We start from the raw sequence: 18,547 nt of genomic DNA, 5'->3' as shown, positions 1-18,547 counted from the left end.
GTGGTCGCGACCCTTCGCGTCGTGCTCGACCAGGTTGCGGCGCCCACGGACGCCGACCTGGCCGTCGCGTCGCGCGAGCTCGCCGCCGCCCTGGTCGCCGCTGCACCGACCGGGTGCGAGGTCGAGGGCATCGTGCCGAGCCTGCCGGCGGTGCGGGTGGACGAGATCGCCTCGGAGGTTCGCGGCCTGGCAGGCATCCACAAGGTCGCGCTCGCGCGCCGGGAGCTCTCCGCTGCGCTGCAGCTCGGTGTGGCGACGGGGATCGGCGGCGGGATGATCCACTCGCCGACGCTCTTCGCCCCCCTTGTGAAGCACGACCGCGTGCACGACAACGACCAGACCGTCGTGACGCTGTGGGACTTTCGCGCGTGGGAGGCGCCCGACGAGCTCTCCCGGACCGCGGTCGGGTGGCAGCGGGCGATGCTCAAGCGCGCCGCGAAGCACGCCGACGCCATCGTCGTGCCGACGCACTCGATGGCCGGACAGCTCGAGGACTTCGCACCGCGCCTGAACGAGCGGGTCCGGGTGATCGCGGGGGCCGCGCCCGCTGGATTCGCGGTGCCGTCCGACGAGGTCGGGCGACGCCGGGTGCTCGATGTGCCGGAGGGCTTCGTGCTGATCTCGGGCGGCATCGCCGCCTCGGACGCGCTTGCTCTGGGTTTCTCGGCCATCGCCCGGTCGGGACTCGATGTGCCGGTGCTCGTCATCGATGCGCCCGAAGGAGAGGAGCCCGGCATCGCCGAGCTGGCGTCGGCGTCCGGGCTGCCCGAACGCAACCTTCAGGTGCGGGGTCCGCTCGACACGGCCGATCGTGCGGCCGTGTTCGGCGCCGCTGTCGCGCTCCTCGCGCCGGCCGTGCGATCGACTTTCCCCTGGCGCGTCGTGGAGGCTCTGGCGCTCGGCGTTCCCGTGATCGCGGCTCAGTCGCCCCTGCACGCCGAGACGATCGTCGACGGCGGGATGCTCGTACCGGCCGATCCGGAGGCTCTCGGGTCAGCCCTGTCGGATGCGCTGGGGTCGACGGTGGCGGCCGACCGGCTGGGCGTTCTGGCCGCCGATCGCGGGCGGGTCTTCTCGTGGCGCGAGGCCGCGGATCGCGTGTGGCAGCTCCACGCCGACCTGTAGCATCCGCGGCGAGTCGGCATTGAAGCGGTTCCGTCATTGGGCAAGACTGTGCCCATGACGGCCGCCCCACCGACGGCCCCGCGCCGAGCACGCTCAGTGATCGTCATCACAACGGTGCTCTCGATTCTCCTCGCGGGTCTCCTCGGCATGCCTGCGGCGGTGTCGACTCTGTCGGCCGCGGAGGCAGCCGCCGGAGGGCCGGTCAAGACCGCCGACCTGTCGAAGTTCCAAGCCGGCAACATCATCAGCGACGCTGTGTTCTTCAACAAGGGCACGATGAGTGAGGGACAGATCCAATCGTTCCTCGAGTCGAAGGTGCCGACCTGCCAGGCCGGGTACACGTGTCTCAAGGACTGGTACGACACGTCGCGCTCCACGAACGCCGACGCCATGTGCGCTCCCTACAGCGGCGGCTTCCGCGAGCGAGCCTCCGCCATCATCTACAAGGTCGCGCAGGCATGCGGCATCAATCCGCAGGTGATCCTGGCAACGCTCCAGAAGGAGCAGGGTCTCGTCCTGCATACGTGGCCGTCGACCTGGCGCTACACGATCGCGATGGGGCAGGGATGCCCGGACACGGCCGCCTGCGACACCCGCTACTACGGCTTCTTCAACCAGGTCTACGGCGCGGCGTGGCAGTTCAAGCGCTACGCCAACCCGCCCGGGACGAGCAACTACTTCAACTGGTACGCCCCGGGCAGGACCTGGAATGTGCTTTACAGCCCGAACGCGGCGTGCGGATCCTCGCCCGTCCTCATCCAGAACCAGGCGACGGCCAACCTCTACTACTACACGCCCTATCAGCCCAACGCGGCGTCGCTGCGCGCCGGGTACGGCACCGGTGATGGCTGCTCGACCTACGGGAACCGCAACTTCTACAACTACTTCACCGACTGGTTCGGGTCGACGCAGTCCTTCAACAACCCCTTCGGGAACATCGAGCTCATCCAGGCCCTTCCCGGACAATTCCGTGTCGCCGGATGGGCCGCCGACCTCGATACGACCTCGCCGATCTCGATCCACGTCTACGCGGGATCCCAGAGCACCGCCTTCACCGCCGACCTGGATCGCAGCGATATCGCCGCGGCTTATCCCGCCGTCGGAAGCCGGCACGGTTTCGACGTCAAGGTGCCGGCCGTCGGAGCCGGTACGACCAGTGTCTGCGTTTACGCCATAAACGTGGGAGGCGGGGGGAACGTCTTGCTGGGCTGCTCGCCGGTCGCGGCGATGAGTGGCGCCCCAGTCGGCGCATTCGACACGGTGCAGGTCGCGGACGGCACGGTCCAGGTGAGCGGCTGGGCCATCGATCCCGACACGACAGGCCCCACATCGGTTCACGTCTACGTCGATTCCGTAGGAACTCCCGTCACCGCAGACAGGCCGCGCGCAGAGCTGGCCCCGACCTATCCAGCGTATGGAACGAATCACGGATTCACCGCGACCCTTCCTGCCGCGGCCGGCACGAGGTCGGTCTGCGCGTACGCGATCAACGTCGGCCCCGGTGGCACCACCGTTCTCGGATGCCAGACGGTGACGGTGGGTGGCCCGATCGACCTCGGCCGAGTGCCCTTCGGGGCCTTCGAGGGTCTGGACATCAGCGGGAACACAGCCTCCGCGTCGGGGTGGGCGATCGACCCTGACACGACCGCGCCGATCAAGGTTCACCTGTATGTCGGCTCTACGGGAGCCGAGTACACCGCGGACAAGCCGCGGGCGGACGTCGCTGCGGCGTACCCGGGTACGGGCACCAACCACGGGTTCGCTGAGAAGCTGACGCTCCCGGTCGGGACCACCCAGGTGTGCGCGTACGCGATCAACAACGGCGCGGGCGGGCCCGCCTTCCTGGGTTGCAAGTCCGCAACCGTTGCCGGCACGACGCCCGACCTCGGACGCGCGCCTTTCGGCAACCTGGAAGCGGTGACGGTGAGCGGCAACGCCGCGACCGCCTCTGGATGGGCGATCGATCCTGATACGACAGCGCCGATAAAGGTGCATCTGTATGTGGGGTCTGTGAGCGCCGAGTACACCGCCGACAAAGCTCGGTCCGACGTCGCGGCCGCTTATCCCGCATCGGGGCCGAATCACGGATTCGTCGAGAAATTGACGCTTCCAGCAGGCACGACGCAGGTCTGCGCCTACGCCATCAACAGCGGCCCTGGGGGAAATGCCTTCCTCGGTTGCAAGACAGTGACAGTCGCCTCGACCGCTCCCGACCTGGGACGTGCACCCATCGGCAACCTGGAAGGGGTCGTCGCGGGAGCCGGCGGGGCGAATGTTTCGGGCTGGGCGCTCGACCCGGATACCACCGCGTCGATCAACGTTCACATCTATGTCGGGTCGACCGGCGCCCAGTACCTCGCGGACAAGTCACGGCCCGACGTCGGCGCGGTCTACCGACTGGGCGACGCCCACGGTTTCGCGGAGTTCATTCCGATGACGTCTGGTACGAAGTCCGTCTGCGTGTACGCGATAAACAGCGGTGCCGGCGGACATGCGTTCCTGGGGTGCCGCGACGTGGTCATACCCTGAGTCGCGGCGTCGCCACAGCATCAGCCCCGGTCGTTCCCGGCGTGTTCCAGAGCCGCCGCGGTCAGGAGTGGCGGGCCATCACGGGGCCCTGTTCCGCCTCGGTCACGCAGATGACGCGGCGAGGTATCGCGACAGCGACTCGGATGCCGTCTCGGACGTGAAGCCCGCGGCTTCGATCTTGGCGAGGTCCAGGACGCTGTTGCGTGGCCGCGGCGCGACGGGGCCGGTCGCGCTCGCGAAATACTCGTCGGTCGTCACACCCTTGACCCGGGCCGGGTCGTGGCCGCCGAGCTCGAACACCTGTCGGGCAATGTCCGCCCACGACGTGGGCTCGCCCGAGCCGGTGAGGTTGTAGGTTCCGTACTCAGCCTCGGAATCGAGCAGATGACGGATGCCTCGGGCGATCTCCGCCGTGAAGGTCAGCCGGCCCACCTGATCGTCCACCACGGCGGGATCGACGCCTCGCTCCGCGAGGGAGGCCATCGTGCGGACGAAGTTCTTGCCGTCACCGATCACCCACGACGTCCGAATGATGTAGTGACGCGGAACGGTGGAGACGATCGCGTCCCCTGCCGCCTTCGTCTGTCCGTACACGCCGAGCGGGCAGAGGGCGTCGTCCTCGCGATATGGCCGATCAAGAGTGCCGTCGTACACGTAGTCGCTGGAGACGTGGACCAGCACGATCCCGTTCGCCGCTGCGATGCGGGCCAGTGCGGCCACCCCGGTCACGTTGGCGGCCCACGCATCCTGTCGGCCGTCCGGAGTCTCCGCGAGGTCGACCGCGGTGTAGGCGCCCGCGTTCACGATGACGCCGTAATCGCGCCAGCGGCGAGCGCCCGCGAGATCCGCCTGCGCGAGGTCCAGCTCCGCGCGACTCGCGTACTCGAGGTGCCCGGCCTCGCCGAACTCCTCCTGCAGGGCACGGCCGAGCTGACCGCCCGCGCCGACCACGAGCGTCTTCTTCGGAAGGATGCGAGTGACGTCCGCGAGACGAGGGTGCTCACGATCCTTGGCTGAGACCTCCACCTGCTCCAGCGGGATCGGCCACTCGATGGCGACCGTCTCGTCGGCGAGGTTCAGGAAACTATAGGCGGCGTCGGGCGACCAGTGGTCGTTGACGAGATACGCGTAGGCCGTGTCGGGTTCGAGGGTCTGGTACGAATTGCCGACGCCGCGCGGGACGAAGATCGCCCGCGACGGGTCGAGCTCCGTCGTGAACACAGCACCGAACGAGGGTCCTTCGCGGAGGTCCACCCACGCGCCGAAGATCCGCCCGCTCGCGGTGGAGACCCACTTGTCCCACGGCTCCGCATGAATGCCGCGGGTCGTGCCGACGGCGTCGTTGAACGAGATGTTGTTCTGAACCGGCCCGAAGTCCGGGAGGCCGGCAGCGACCATCTTCTCGCGCTGCCAGTTCTCCTTGAACCAGCCGCGCGTGTCTCCGTGCACGGGCAGTTCGAACACCACGAGACCCGGAATCGGGGTCTCGATCCGGGTGAGCGGCTTTCCGAACCCGCTCACTGCGCCGCCGACCAAGGTCACTGTCCCTTGGAGGCGTAGAACGCTTCGACGCCGTCCTTGGCGGGCGCCCACCACTGCTCGTGGTCCCGGTACCACTCGATGGTGGCCGCGAGCCCGGATTCGAAATCGCCGTACGACGGCGTCCAGCCCAGTTCCCGGCGGAGCTTGGTGGAGTCGATCGCGTACCTGAGATCGTGGCCGGCCCGATCGGCGACGTGGTCGTAGGCGTCCCTCGGCTGATCCATCAGCTCGAGGATGAGCTCCACGACCTCCTTGTTGTTCTTCTCGCCATCGGCGCCGATGAGGTAGGTCTCGCCCAGCTCGCCCTTGTCGAGGATCGTGAGGACCGCCGAGGAGTGGTCGTCGGCGTGGATCCAGTCGCGGACGTTCTCTCCGGCTCCGTAGAGCTTCGGACGGATGCCGCGGATGACGTTCGTGATCTGACGCGGGATGAATTTCTCGACGTGCTGATAGGGCCCGTAGTTGTTCGAGCAGTTCGAGATCGTCGCCCGCACGCCGAAGGATCGCACCCAGGCGCGCACGAGCAGATCGCTGCCGGCCTTCGTCGAGGAGTACGGGCTCGACGGGTTGTACGGCGTCGACTCGGTGAAGCGGGCGGGGTCGTCGAGTTCGAGGTCGCCGTAGACCTCGTCCGTGGAGATGTGGTGCAGGCGGGTGCCGTGCTTGCGGGCGGCTTCGAGAAGGGTGTACGTGCCGACGATGTTGGTGTCGAGGAACGGACGGGGGTCGTGCAGCGAGTTGTCGTTGTGCGATTCGGCTGCGTAGTGCACGACGGCATCCGCTCGGGAGAACAGGTCATCGACGAGAGCCGCGTCGGCGATGTCGCCCTCTACGAACGTGAGCCGGTCGGAAGGCAGCCCGTCCAGCGATGCGCGGTTGCCTGCGTAAGTGAGCTTGTCGAGGACCGTCACGTGATCGTCGGTGTGCTCGATGACGTGGTGCACGAAGTTGGAGCCGATGAAGCCGGCGCCTCCGGTTACGAGGAGTCTGCGCATCCGTCAAGCGTACTGGGACCGTTCGGCCCCGTTTGGAGGGGTCGCACAGGATGCCGGAGACTAGAGCAATGCGCGGCATCATCCTCGCCGGGGGCACCGGCTCCCGGCTGCACCCGATCACTCTCGGAATCTCCAAGCAGCTGGTCCCGGTTTACGACAAGCCGATGATCTACTACCCGCTGTCCACGCTGATCCTCGCCGGCATCCGGGACATCCTGATCATCACGACCCCTCAGGACTCCGAGCAGTTCCAAAGACTGCTGGGTGACGGCAGCCGTTTCGGGATCTCGCTGACCTACAAGACCCAGCCTTCTCCTGACGGGCTCGCACAGGCCTTCATCCTCGGAGAGGACCACATCGGCTCCGAGTCGGCCGCGCTGGTTCTCGGTGACAACATCTTCTACGGGCAGGGCATGGGCACCCGTCTGCGGCAGTACACGCAGCTTCGGGGGGGCGTCGTCTTCGGGTATTGGGTCGACGATCCCACGGCGTACGGCGTGGTCGAGTTCGACCCGGAGGGCCGCGTGGTCTCACTCGAGGAGAAGCCGGCCCGCCCCAAGAGCAACTACGCCGTGCCAGGGCTCTACTTCTACGACAACGACGTCATCGAGATCGCGAAGAATCTCGAGCCGTCTCCCCGCGGCGAGCTTGAGATCACCGACGTGAACAAGGCCTATCTGGAGCGCGGCGACCTCCAGGTGGAACTGCTTCCCCGGGGAACGGCCTGGCTCGACACCGGCACTTTCGACTCGCTGAGCGAGGCCACCGACTTCATCCGGACCGTCGAGAAGCGGCAGGGTCTGTCGATCGGCTGCCCGGAGGAAGTGGCGTGGCGCATGGGCTTCTTGACCGACGACGAGTTGCGGGAACGGGCGGAACCGCTCGTCAAGAGCGGCTACGGCGCCTACCTCCTCAAGGCACTCGCCCAGGGATCGAACCAGCCCGCGGTCTAGGATCGCTCGGGCCGCGCTCGATCCCGGGAACGGCGACAGACCTGGAGACAACGCATTCATGACAGACGCACGCCAGATCGTCGGTGGCCGGGTGGCTGCGCCGGGTGTTTTCCCGGTGGGTGGTCGTCGTCTTGTGGTGTACGTGGTGTTCGATCGGCGCGGGGATGTGGATGACTACATTCCGTTGGCGTTGTCGGGGTTGCGTGAGCATGCGGCGCGGGTGCTGGTGGTGGTCAACGGGAAGTTGACCGATCAGGGTCGGGCGGCGTTGGAGCCGGTGTCGGACGAGATCCTGGTGCGGGACAACGAGGGCTTCGACATCTGGGCGCACAAGGCGGCGCTGGATCATGTGGGTGCGGGTCTGGCGGAGTTCGATGAGGTTCTGCTGACCAATGACACGTGGTTCGGTCCGGTGCGTCCGTATGGTCCGGTGCTCGAGCGGATGGGGGAGCGTGCGGTTCATTTCTGGGGGATGACCGATCATGCGCGGGAGGAGCCGAATCCGTTCACGGGCAAGGGTGTGCTGCCGTACCACTTGCAGTCGTTCTGGATCGCGGTGCGGCGGGAGATGTTCCTGTCCGAGGAGTGGGCGTCGTACTGGCGGGATCTTCCGGCGATGCCGTCATACTTCGACGCCGTCCTCAAGCACGAGGCGACCTTCACCGAGCACTTCACCGACCGCGGCTACACCGTCGACGTCGCCTACCCGGGCACGGCCTACCCGACGGAGCACCCCGCTCTCTTCAATCCCGATCTGCTGATGGATGACGGGTGCCCCGTACTCAAGCGCCGGCCCTTCTTCCACTACCCGCCGTTCCTCGACCGGCATGCCGTGATCGGAAGGCAGAACCTCGAGCGGGTCGCTGCTCACGGATACCCCGTCGCCGTGATCCTGCAGAACCTGGCACGCAACGTCGCGCCCAAGACTCTGAACGCTGACGCCGGGATGCTCGAAGTCCTTCCCGAGCTCGACGTCTCATACGATCCCGGACAGCCTTTCCGTGTCGGTGTCTTCGTGCACGCCGCGTCACCGGCCTCTTTGAGGCGGGTGCTGCGCAGAATAACCGTGATCCCGGTCGCCTTCGACCTCTTCGTGTCCACTATCGAAGGCGCTCCCCTCTCCGAGATCGAACGTGTGGTGCAGGAGGCAGATCTGCCCCAGGCGGGGCGCCGAGAGGTGCGGGTCACCCCTGCCGAGCGCGGTCGCGACATGAGTGCGTTCTTCATCGGCTGGCGCGACGTCCTCCGCCGTGGCGAGCACGATCTGGTCATCAAGGTCCACGGTCGGACGCCCACCAAACGCGACGTGAACTCGGAGCGGTACTTCCGGCGCTACCAGCTGGACAATCTGCTGTGCAGTGCCGGCTATGTCGCCAACGTGATCGGCCTGTTCCAGCGGGAGCAGGGACTCGGCCTCGTGTTCCCTCCGCCGATGCACATCGGTTATGCGACCCCCGGCCGCGGCTGGCACACGTACCGCGACCGCGGTATCGAGGTGACCAAGCGGCTGGGGATCAGGGTTCCGCTCGACGGCGTCTCGCCACTCGCTCCCCTCGGCGGCATGTGGATCGCCCGCACCGAGGCGCTGCGGATCCTCATCGACGCGGACTGGACGTACGACGAGTTCATGAAGCCGCCGCGGGAAGAGGCGGTGCTGAGCAAGGTCCTCGAGCGCATCGTGCCGCTGGCGGCGGGTGAGTCGGGATTCCACACCAGAACGGTCCTCACCCCGGAGCACGCGGCGATCAGCCACGTGGCCCTCGAGTACAAGGTCGATCAGCTGTCCTCGACCACGCCGGGATACCCGGTGGAGCAGATCCAGTATTTCCATCGCGCCGGATGGATGGGGGCCGGGGGCGCCGTCGCCATGACGCGGATGTACATGAACACGAACCATCCGCGCACGATGCAGGTGCTGCGCCCCGTGCTCTCTCCGGCGGGTCGGATCGCGCGAGGCGTCGTCCGTCGGGGCAAGGCGGTGGCCCGCAAGGTGCGGGGAATCCCCGAGACGAGGAACGAGCAGTGACGTCGGGAGCAGGTGCCGGTCTGGGTGTCCGGGTGGCTGCGCCGGGTGTTTTCCCGGTGGGTGGTCGTCGTCTTGTGGTGTACGTGGTGTTCGATCGGCGCGGGGATGTGGATGACTACATTCCGTTGGCGTTGTCGGGGTTGCGTGAGCATGCGGCGCGGGTGCTGGTGGTGGTCAACGGGAAGTTGACCGATCAGGGTCGGGCGGCGTTGGAGCCGGTGTCGGACGAGATCCTGGTGCGGGACAACGAGGGCTTCGACATCTGGGCGCACAAGGCGGCGCTGGATCATGTGGGTGCGGGTCTGGCGGAGTTCGATGAGGTTCTGCTGACCAATGACACGTGGTTCGGTCCGGTGCGTCCGTATGGTCCGGTGTTCGAGCGGATGGGGGAGCGTGCGGTTCATTTCTGGGGGATGACCGATCATGCGCGGGAGGAGCCGAATCCGTTCACGGGCAAGGGTGTGCTGCCGTACCACTTGCAGTCGTTCTGGATCGCGGTGCGGCGGGAGATGTTCCTGTCCGAGGAGTGGGCGTCGTACTGGCGGGATCTTCCGGCGATGCCGTCATACTTCGACGCCGTCCTCAAGCACGAGGCGACCTTCACCGAGCACTTCACCGACCGCGGCTACACCGTCGACGTCGCCTTTCCCACGGCAGAGCGCGGCTTCACCAACGCGTCGCTCCTCGCGCCGGAGGAGCTGATCGACGCGGGCTGCCCGCTCCTGCGCTGCCGTCCCTTCGCGGAGTGGCCGCCGTTCCTCGACCGGCATTCCCTGATCGGTCGGTGGACCCTCGCGAAGGCGGCACGTGCCGGGTACCCCGTCGAGGTGGCACTGCGCCACCTCGCCCGCAACGTCCCGCCACGCGATCTCAATGCCGACGCCGGCCTCTTCGATGTCCTTCCGCATGTCGACGGCTCATACGATCCCGATCGCCCGCTGCGCACCGTCGTGACGGCTCACATCTTCTACGAGGACATGACCGACGAGATGCTCGATCTCGCCGACACCCTTCCCGGTCCCTACGATCTGGTCGTGACCACGCCGACCGCCGAGAAGGCGGAGGCTATCGGCAGCATCATCGCCGACCGCCCCACCCGGGGCGAAGTCGATGTCCGGGTGGTCGTCAACGACGGTCGCGACCAGAGCGCTTTTCTCATCGGATGCCGCGACGTGCTGCTCGGCGGCCGATACGACCTCGTGGTCAAGCTGCATTCCAAGAAGACGCCGCAGGACGGGTTCAACGTCGGCCGGCATTTCAAGTCGCAGCAGTTCGAGAATCTGCTCGCGAGCCCCGGCTACACGGCGAACGTCCTCGCGCTCTTCCAGCGCGAGCCGGGCCTGGGGCTCGTCTACCCCCCGATGATCCACATCGGGTATCCGACGATGGGCCGCGGATGGTGGTCCAACAAGCCGGGGTTCGAGAAGCTCGCGGCGGAGCTCGGCATCCGTGTTCCTCTCGACGACATCTCGCCGTTGGCGCCCTACGGCTCCATGTACATCGCACGGCCGGAGGCGCTGCGTCCGCTCGTCGAGCGTGAGTGGCGCTACGACGAGTTCGGCGGAGCCGAGGCCTACCGCGACGGGGGGCTCGCCCACATCCTCGAGCGGATGCCCTCATACGCGGCAGCGGAGCTGGGGTACCACACCCGCACGGTGGCCACCGCCGAGTACACGTCGATCTCGCACACCGCCTTCGAGTTCAACTTCGATGAACTCTCGGCCACCACGCCGGGGTATTCCTACGAGCAGATCCGCTTCATCCGGCGTGCCGGGTACGTCGGGCAAGGGCGCGCGAGGGACTTCCTCCGCATGTACCTTCGCCTCAACCACCCGGGCGCGGAAGGCAGGATCCTCGGCGCTCTGGAGCCGGACAGATTTCTCGGACGCTGGGCGCGACGCCTCCGTCACCCCGGCTCTACTGTCGCAGGTGCCCTGCGGCGATGGCGCCGATGAGCCCGACACCGGCCGCGCATGAGCGTGCGGCTATAGTTCTCTGGTTGACCCGATAGCGAGTACCTCTTTTGGACACTTCTGCACGTTTCGCACGGCTCGCGGCTGAGCCGTTCACCGTCATCGACGACCGCGGTCCCCGGCCGAGGGGCCGCGGCGGCAAGATCGGTGAGATCCTCGCCCGCCGCGAGCTTCTCAACCTCCTCGTCCGTCGCGATCTGCAGGCGCGCTACCGCGACAGCGCGCTCGGCTTCCTCTGGACGGTCATCCGTCCGCTCATCCAGTTCCTGATGTATTTCATCGTCCTCGGCCAGTTCCTGGGCGCTGCGCGAGGCATCGACCAGTTCGCGATCTACCTGTTCTCCGGCCTGACGCTGTTCGCGTTCTTCAGCGACATGGTCTTCGGTGCGACCGGGTCCATCATCGGAAACGCCGGGCTGGTGAAGAAGATCTATCTGCCGCGTGAGATCTTCCCGCTCGCCAGCGTCGGGGCGGCATCCTTCATGTTCCTCGTGCAGCTGCTCATCCTGGTGCTCGCGGCGCTTGTTCTCGGTGCCCTGCCGCCACCTCCGCAGATGCTGTGGTTCTTCCCCTCGGTGGGGCTCATCGTCGTCTGGGGGGTCGCGATCGGGCTTCTGCTGGCGGCCTTGAACGTCTACCTGCGCGACATCCAGTACCTCACCGAGGTCGTCATGATGCTCGCTATGTGGGGCTCACCGATCGTCTACTCCTGGCAGATGGTCACCGACTCCATCGCCAACTTCTCACTGCCCCCGTGGGTGCTCGAGGTCTATGCGGCCAATCCGATCACCATCGGCGTCCTGGGCTTCCACAAGGCGTTCTGGAACGCCGGCACACCCGCCGACTATCCCGACAACCTCGGGCTCCGCATGGTCATCGCCGGCATCATCGGTCTCGTGTTTCTCTTCATCTCCCATCGTGCGTTCGTGCGCATGCAGGGCAACTTCGCACAGGAACTCTGATGGACACGGCAACCCCTCGCCCCGACCTCGTGCGCGTCACCGACGTCAGCAAGCACTTCATCGTCCGCAAGGACAACAACCTCAAAGACCGCATCGTCTACTTCGGCCGTTTGGGGAACGCCCATCGGCAGGACTTCATCGCCGTCGACCAGGTCACGTTGTCGATCCAGGCAGGCACGACTGTCGGTCTCATGGGCGCCAACGGGTCCGGCAAGAGCACGCTTCTGAAGCTCATCGGCGGCATCGTCGCGCCCTCGTCGGGGAAGATCGAGACCCGCGGTCGCATGGCGGCACTCCTCGAACTCGGCGCCGGGTTCCATCCCGACCTCAGCGGTCGCGAGAACGTCTATCTGAATGCCTCGATCCTCGGTCTCACTCGGGACGAGATCGATCGGCAGTTCGATGCGATCGTCGCCTTCAGCGGCATCGGCGACTTCATCGAGACCGCCGTGAAGTTCTACTCGTCCGGCATGTACGTCCGACTCGCGTTCGCGGTCGCGGTGCACACGGACCCCGACATCCTCCTCGTCGACGAGGTGCTTGCGGTCGGTGACGAGGCGTTCCAGCGCAAGTGCATGGAGCGGATCGCCCAGTTCCGCGAAGAGGGCCGCACGATCATCCTCGTGAGCCACTCCGCGCAGCAGGTGGCCGAGCTCTGCGACCGGGGGATCGTGCTCAGCGACGGCAAGGTGGTGTTCGACGGCGACACCAACGCCGCGATCGGCGCACTGCGCGACGTGCTCGACGGCCGGCGGGTCGGGGAGATCCCGGCCGAGGGCACGATGCACCCGATCCAGGTCAAGCGGATCGAGCTCCTGGATGCGGACGGCGAGCCGACGCGCAGCGTTGCTGCGGGAGCACCCCTCACCATCCGCGTGCACGTGGACTCGCTCCGGCCGATCGAGCGGTGGGAGCTCGGGTTCAGCATCGACACGCCCCTCGGCCACATGGCCCTGGCCAGCAACACCGAGGTGCTGGGTGTGCGCCTGGCACCCATCTCGGGTCCCGTGCAGGTCGACCTGCGGATCGAAGAGGTGTACCTCGGCCCCGGGCAGTACTACGTCAACGCCAACGCGGCCGGCGTGAGCGAAGAGAGCAGCCACGGCCTCATGCAGGGCGCGCTGTTCACCGTCACGAGCGAGCACCCGACGTTCGGGACCGTCGCTGCCGCCGTCTCGGTGGCCGCCGCGGGCAGCGGTGACCGTGCCTGACGACGCCGAGCGGACGGCCGGGGTCGTCCTGGCCTACCACCCGACCGATGAGATCCGCCACAACGTCGCTCGGCTGCTCACGCAGGTGCCGCACGTCTTCGTGGTGAACAACTCGCCGGACGAGGCATCCCGAGCAACCCTCGACGATCTCGACGCGGATCGTGTCACGGTCCTGGAGCAGGACGGCAACGTCGGAGTCGCCGCCGGATTCAATGCGGGGATGCGGGCGGCCCTGGATGCCGGGTTCGACTTCGTCTGGATCTTCGACCAGGACAGCACCGTCGCGGACGGCATGCTCGATGCTCTGCACAGGGCTCGGGCGCGGACGGACGTGAAGGTGGGGATCGTCGGACCGGCGCTGCGCGCGGCGGAGACGGGGAACGTCTACGACGCCGACCGGGGGCAGGGCAGCGCGCCGATCGAGGCGCTGATCTCATCCGGCGCCCTCTTCTCACGAGCTCTGCTCGACGAGATCGGCCTGCACGACGAGGCGCTGTTCATCGACTATGTGGACCACGACATCTCGCTGCGGGCGGCCCGCGCGGGCTACACGAACCTCAAGGTGTTCGACACGCTGCTGGACCACAGATTCGGCGACTCCGAGCCGGCCCGCTTCCTGTGGCGCAAGGTGTATCTCGCGAACTACTCGCCGATGCGTCACTACTACACGTCGCGTAACCGCGTGATCGTCGTTCGGCGATTCGGCCCGGGCAAGTGGTTCCGCGATGACGTCCGGTACGCGGCGAAGGCGTGGATCAAGGTGCTCGTCTGCGAACGGGGACGGCCGAAGAAGGTCGGAGCCTTCTTCCGCGGACTGCGCGACGGAGTCGCCTACCGAGAGGTCTGAGCGTCAGGAGCGTCGGTCCGAGGACCGTCGATTCCGGACGTTCCCTCCGCATCCGTTCGGATCGCGGCGACCCGCTTCGGCGATGCTTCGGTGTCTGTCGTCGGGACGGCAACGGTTTCATCGATGTCCGGCTGGTCCGACACCTCGCGCAAGACGAACCAGAGGACGACGAACACCGCGGCGAAAGCGAGCGAACCGATCACCCAGATCGCCAGTGGCGAGGGCGCGGTGGCCCACCACCACTCGGCATCCCGGCCCGGATCGACTGCGTTGCTGTCCGCTCCCACGGTGTAGCGGCGAATGTTGTAGTGCAGCGCGACGGCCATGGCGAGGCTCAGAGCGGCGCCGGCCACGAGCATCCGCGTTCCGCGCCAGGAATGGAGGATCCGCGGTGCCAGGCTCGCGACTCCGACCAAGATGATCATCAACGGCAGGAGATAGCGGGACTGAACGATGCTTCCGACCGACGCGTGGGACTGGTTGAACAGCACGAAGGGCACGAGCCAGAGAGCAGCGAACGCGAGCGTCAGGGCGATCGCCCGCCGGAGACCAACACGGTGGATCCCGACGAAGATCGCACCGCAGAACGCGCCGAACCCGAGGACCGTCACGACTGCGGGGACCGCGGTGTCGAGCCAGCCGAGCCCTGAGCCGCCGAATGCGTCGAGCCAGAGGATCGGGATGCCCACGATGTTCGCGAGCTGCTGGGTGAGGCTCAGGGGTGGGTTCTCATTCGGAAGACCCGATGAGACCACATCGCTCTGACCGGACGTCAGGAAGAAGGCGATACTCACGATGACGACAAGCGCCGCAGAGGCGAGGGGAACGAGGAGTGGCCGACGTCTGCGCGCACCGAGGATGGCCGCGATGGCGACGGCGAAGACGGCGAAGGCCGCGGCATCCGCTCGCGCACCTGCACCGATGACGGCGCCGAGCACGGCGATGGCACCGAGGACGATCTGCCGCCTTCCGGTCGTCGTGAAAGCGCCATAGAGCGCAACCCAGATCGTCATGGAGGCGAGGATCGCCCAGGATGACGGGTTGGTCGAGGGGATGATGAACAAGCCGAGGGGCACAGCCGATGCGAGTGCGGAGATGACGAGGGCCGGTCTCGCGCGCCGTGGGAGGGCGAAGAACAATCCGGTCAGCATGCCGACGGCGAGCGCGGCGTTGAAGAGCCTCATCGTGACGACGGAGGCGACCACGTCCGGACCGACGAACACGCTCATCGTCGCGTAGAACAGCGGCGGATAGAGCCCGTTGGCGTTCATCCAGCTGGCCTCGGACAGCCCTGGCTGCTCAGGATGCCAGCAGTCCGCGCTCGCCTCGGGATGGTAGGCGTAGCACGGCGCGTTGATGATGGGCGACGGCACGAGTCGCGTCTCGGGATTGCCGGACTCTTCGCAGATGCCCGGTCGATCGCCCAGACCGCACCAGATGGATGCGAGGTGGAAGTTGTCATCGGGCGTCGAGCCGACAGGCGATGCGAACGCCCACGCTGCCAGTGTCACGAAGATGAGCACCGGCACGGCAATCGCGGCCGCGAGCGCGCGCGTTCGTCTTCCCCCAGTCATGCCTTCCATCGTACGGGGGCGTTTCCGGGGGCTCCGAGATGGACGACGAGGGTCGCTCGACTAGGCTTGGCAGACGTGTCAGGAACGAGCCCCGAGAACACCTCCGTCCGCGTCGTCCCTTCGGCGGACGTAGCCGCGGACGTGGTGCTCGGGGGTGGCACGTCGATCTGGCACCTGGCGCAGGTTCGAGAGGGCGCGCGGCTCGGACGGAATTGCGTCGTCGGGCGCGGTGCGTACATCGGCACGGGCGTCACCATGGGCGACAACTGCAAAGTGCAGAACTATGCGCTGGTCTACGAGCCGGCCTCCCTCGGAGACGGGGTCTTCATCGGGCCGGCGGTGGTCTTGACGAACGACACCTATCCACGTGCGATCAATCCCGACGGCAGCCTCAAGAATGCCCACGACTGGCGGCCCGTCGGTGTCACCATCAAGACCGGCGCGTCGATCGGCGCGCGCGCGACCTGCGTGGCGCCGGTCACGGTCGGTGCGTGGGCAACCGTCGCAGCAGGCGCCGTGGTCGTCAAGGACGTCCCGGACTACGCCCTCGTCGTCGGCGTTCCCGCTCGTCGCGTCGGCTGGGTCGGCCGAGCCGGCGTTCCCCTCGTCGATGAGGGGGCGGGCCGCTGGCGTTGCCCCATCACGCAAGACATCTACATCGAAGCCGACGGGCTTCTCAGTCAGGAGGACTCATGACGGCCTTCATCCCGGCGGCCAAGCCGCTCATCGGCGACGACGAGCGCGCGGCGGTCGACCGCGTGCTGCAGAGCGGCATGGTCGCACAGGGTCCTGAGGTCGCGGCGTTCGAGCGAGAGTTCGCGGACCACTTCGTAGAGGGCCGCCCCGTTGTTGCGGTCAATTCGGGGACCGCCGGCCTGCATCTGGGACTGCTCGCGGCTGGTGTCGGCCCCGGTGACGAGGTGATCGTCCCTTCCTTCACGTTCGCTGCGACGGCCAATTCGGTCGCGCTCACCGGCGCGACGCCGGTCTTCGCGGACATCGAGCCCGACTCTTTCACCCTCGACCCTGTCGCGGTCGAGGCGGCAGTCACCGACCGCACCAAGGGCATCATGCCCGTTCACCTGTACGGTCACCCAGCGCGGATGGATGAGTTGGGCGCCCTCGCTGAGGCTCGCGGTATAGCGATCTATGAGGATGCCGCCCAGGCGCACGGCGCCGCGCTCGCCGGTCGGCCCGTGGGCACGTTCGGCGTCTTCGGGATGTTCTCGCTCTACCCGACCAAGAACATGACCAGTGGGGAGGGCGGCATGATCTCCGCTGCGCACGACGACATCGCACGTCGAGCGCGGCTTCTGCGCAACCAGGGAATGGAGCGCCAGTACGAGAACGAGGTCATCGGCTTCAACGCCCGCATGACCGACATCCACGCTGCCATCGGTCGGGTTCAGCTCACCAAGGTGGATGCCTGGACCGAGAGTCGCCGCGCGAACGCCGCATTCCTCGATGCGAACCTCGTGGGCGTCGTGGTTCCGCCCGTCGCGGACGGCGCGCGTCACGTCTACCACCAGTACACGATCCGTGTGCGCGATGATCGCGACGGCTTCGTCGCTGCCTTGAAAGAGGAGTACGCGATCGGCAGCGGGGTGTACTACCCCATCCCGAACCACCGACTCCCGTCTCTCATGCATTTCGCGCCGGGACTGGACCTTCCCGAGACAGAGCGCGCGGCCAGTGAGGTGGTGTCCCTGCCCGTGCACCCCTTGCTTTCGCAGGGCGATCTCGAACGGATCGTGGAGGCGGTCAACGCGCTCGCGGGGGCGGGCGCCTGATGACATCGCTCCGCGCCGGCCTGCTCGGCATCGGCATGATGGGCAGGCATCACGCCCGTATTCTGCGCGACGTGGATGGCGTCGACCTCGTCGCAGTCGCCGACCCCGGGGGCGACCCGCACCGTGTGGCGGGCGGTCTGGAAGTCCTTCCCGACGTTCACGGGCTGATCGACGCGGGAATCGATATCGCCGTCGTCGCGATTCCCACACGATTCCATGCGGAGGCCGCGCTCGCGCTGGCTGATGCGGGCATCCACACGCTCGTCGAGAAGCCCATCGCCGAAGACACCGAGACGGGCCGCAAGGTTGCGCAGACGTTCGAGGAGCGCGGGCTGGTCGGGGTCGTGGGTCATGTCGAGCGATTCAACCCGGCCCTGCAGCAGCTTCGCCAGCGTCTCGAGGCTGGCGACGCCGGCGACGTCTATCAGATCGCGACCCGCCGTCAGAGCAGCTTTCCGACCCGCATCGGCGATGTGGGTGTCGCCAAGGATCTCGCCACTCATGACGTCGACTTGACGGCGTGGGTCGCCCAGGCGCTCTATGCGTCGGTGTCGGCGCAGACAGCGCACAAGAGCGGCCGCGAGCACGAGGACATGATCTCGATCACCGGCCGCTTGCGTAATGGAGTGATCACGAATCACCTCATCAACTGGCTCAGCCCTATGAAAGAGCGCGTGACCGTCGTCACAGGCGAACGCGGCACGTTCATCGCAGACACGGCGACCGGCGACCTGACCTTCTTCGCGAACGGGACTGTCGCGCTCGAGTGGGAGTCCGTGTCATCCTTCCGCGGGGTATCGGAGGGAGACGTCACGCGCTTCGCCTTTGCGAAGAAGGAGCCACTGCGCGCCGAGTTGGAAGCCTTCCGTGACGCAGTCAACGGTCAACCGACTCAGCTCTCCTCGATGTCCGAGGCGGCCCACACGCTGGAAGTCGTGGAAGCAGCGCTCCGCTCGGCGGGCGATGGCGGGGCGCTTGTTGTGACCGACGCGGTCACCTGACGGCTGCCTTCGCAGCCGG

General features: G+C 67.0%; 14 protein-coding genes. 11 read left to right on the top strand and 3 right to left on the bottom strand.

Annotation, left to right across the window (positions count from 1 at the left end; genetic code table 11):
• Both G5T42_RS01570 and G5T42_RS01565 read left to right on the top strand, forming a co-directional pair.
• Complete coding sequence (locus G5T42_RS01570) at positions 1-1,125, top strand: glycosyltransferase (protein ID WP_165124492.1); 1,125 nt, start codon at positions 1-3, stop codon at positions 1,123-1,125.
• Positions 1,126-1,179: 54 nt separating this feature from the next.
• Complete coding sequence (locus G5T42_RS01565; protein WP_165124489.1) at positions 1,180-3,654, top strand: hypothetical protein; 2,475 nt, start codon at positions 1,180-1,182, stop codon at positions 3,652-3,654.
• Between the two features lie 102 nt (positions 3,655-3,756).
• Here the strand turns inward: G5T42_RS01565 and G5T42_RS01560 are convergent, their stop codons facing one another.
• The gene (locus tag G5T42_RS01560; protein ID WP_241245917.1) at positions 3,757-5,196 is read right to left on the bottom strand and encodes a bifunctional dTDP-4-dehydrorhamnose 3,5-epimerase family protein/NAD(P)-dependent oxidoreductase; all 1,440 of its coding nucleotides are present in this window, start codon (positions 5,194-5,196) and stop codon (positions 3,757-3,759) included.
• Positions 5,193-6,191 carry a dTDP-glucose 4,6-dehydratase gene (gene rfbB / locus G5T42_RS01555; protein WP_165124486.1) on the bottom strand — a complete coding sequence of 333 codons (999 nt, stop codon included), beginning with the start codon at positions 6,189-6,191 and terminating at the stop codon, positions 5,193-5,195. The genes G5T42_RS01560 and rfbB overlap by 4 nt, the downstream gene beginning before the upstream one ends.
• A gap of 68 nt (positions 6,192-6,259) precedes the next feature.
• Here rfbB and rfbA point away from each other — a divergent pair, with 68 nt between their 5' ends.
• The 6 genes from rfbA to G5T42_RS01525 all read left to right on the top strand — a co-directional run bounded on the left by rfbA (position 6,260) and on the right by G5T42_RS01525 (position 14,163).
• A complete protein-coding gene (gene rfbA / locus G5T42_RS01550) occupies positions 6,260-7,144 on the top strand; it encodes a glucose-1-phosphate thymidylyltransferase RfbA (RefSeq protein WP_165124483.1) in 885 nt (294 codons plus the stop codon).
• A gap of 58 nt (positions 7,145-7,202) precedes the next feature.
• Positions 7,203-9,170 (top strand): rhamnan synthesis F family protein, encoded by a 1,968-nt coding sequence (locus tag G5T42_RS17530; protein ID WP_165124480.1) that lies wholly within the window; start codon positions 7,203-7,205, stop codon positions 9,168-9,170.
• Positions 9,167-11,125, top strand: coding sequence for a rhamnan synthesis F family protein (locus tag G5T42_RS01540; RefSeq protein WP_347104451.1), 1,959 nt, complete (start codon positions 9,167-9,169; stop codon positions 11,123-11,125). Before G5T42_RS17530 ends, G5T42_RS01540 begins: the two co-directional genes overlap by 4 nt.
• 68 nt (positions 11,126-11,193) lie before the next feature.
• A complete protein-coding gene (locus G5T42_RS01535; RefSeq protein WP_241245915.1) occupies positions 11,194-12,105 on the top strand; it encodes an ABC transporter permease in 912 nt (303 codons plus the stop codon).
• Positions 12,105-13,316, top strand: coding sequence for an ABC transporter ATP-binding protein (locus G5T42_RS01530; protein WP_165124474.1), 1,212 nt, complete (start codon positions 12,105-12,107; stop codon positions 13,314-13,316). Before G5T42_RS01535 ends, G5T42_RS01530 begins: the two co-directional genes overlap by 1 nt.
• Complete coding sequence (locus tag G5T42_RS01525; RefSeq protein WP_165124471.1) at positions 13,309-14,163, top strand: glycosyltransferase family 2 protein; 855 nt, start codon at positions 13,309-13,311, stop codon at positions 14,161-14,163. The genes G5T42_RS01530 and G5T42_RS01525 overlap by 8 nt, the downstream gene beginning before the upstream one ends.
• Here G5T42_RS01525 and G5T42_RS01520 read toward each other — a convergent pair.
• Positions 14,148-15,737 (bottom strand): DUF2142 domain-containing protein, encoded by a 1,590-nt coding sequence (locus tag G5T42_RS01520; RefSeq protein ID WP_165124468.1) that lies wholly within the window; start codon positions 15,735-15,737, stop codon positions 14,148-14,150. The genes G5T42_RS01525 and G5T42_RS01520 overlap by 16 nt on opposite strands.
• Positions 15,738-15,812: 75 nt before the next feature.
• Here G5T42_RS01520 and G5T42_RS01515 point away from each other — a divergent pair, with 75 nt between their 5' ends.
• From G5T42_RS01515 to G5T42_RS01505, 3 genes are read left to right on the top strand one after another with little or no spacing between them, the layout of a single operon-like run.
• A complete protein-coding gene (locus G5T42_RS01515; protein ID WP_165124465.1) occupies positions 15,813-16,433 on the top strand; it encodes an acyltransferase in 621 nt (206 codons plus the stop codon).
• Positions 16,430-17,527 (top strand): DegT/DnrJ/EryC1/StrS family aminotransferase, encoded by a 1,098-nt coding sequence (locus G5T42_RS01510; protein WP_165124462.1) that lies wholly within the window; start codon positions 16,430-16,432, stop codon positions 17,525-17,527. The genes G5T42_RS01515 and G5T42_RS01510 overlap by 4 nt, the downstream gene beginning before the upstream one ends.
• Complete coding sequence (locus G5T42_RS01505) at positions 17,527-18,528, top strand: Gfo/Idh/MocA family oxidoreductase (protein WP_165124459.1); 1,002 nt, start codon at positions 17,527-17,529, stop codon at positions 18,526-18,528. The genes G5T42_RS01510 and G5T42_RS01505 overlap by 1 nt, the downstream gene beginning before the upstream one ends.
• The last annotated feature ends 19 nt before the right edge of the window (positions 18,529-18,547 follow it).

Source organism: Microbacterium sp. 4R-513 (genome assembly GCF_011046485.1).
Taxonomy (GTDB): Bacteria; Actinomycetota; Actinomycetes; order Actinomycetales; family Microbacteriaceae; genus Microbacterium.
This window is presented reverse-complemented; position numbering and strand designations above follow the sequence as displayed.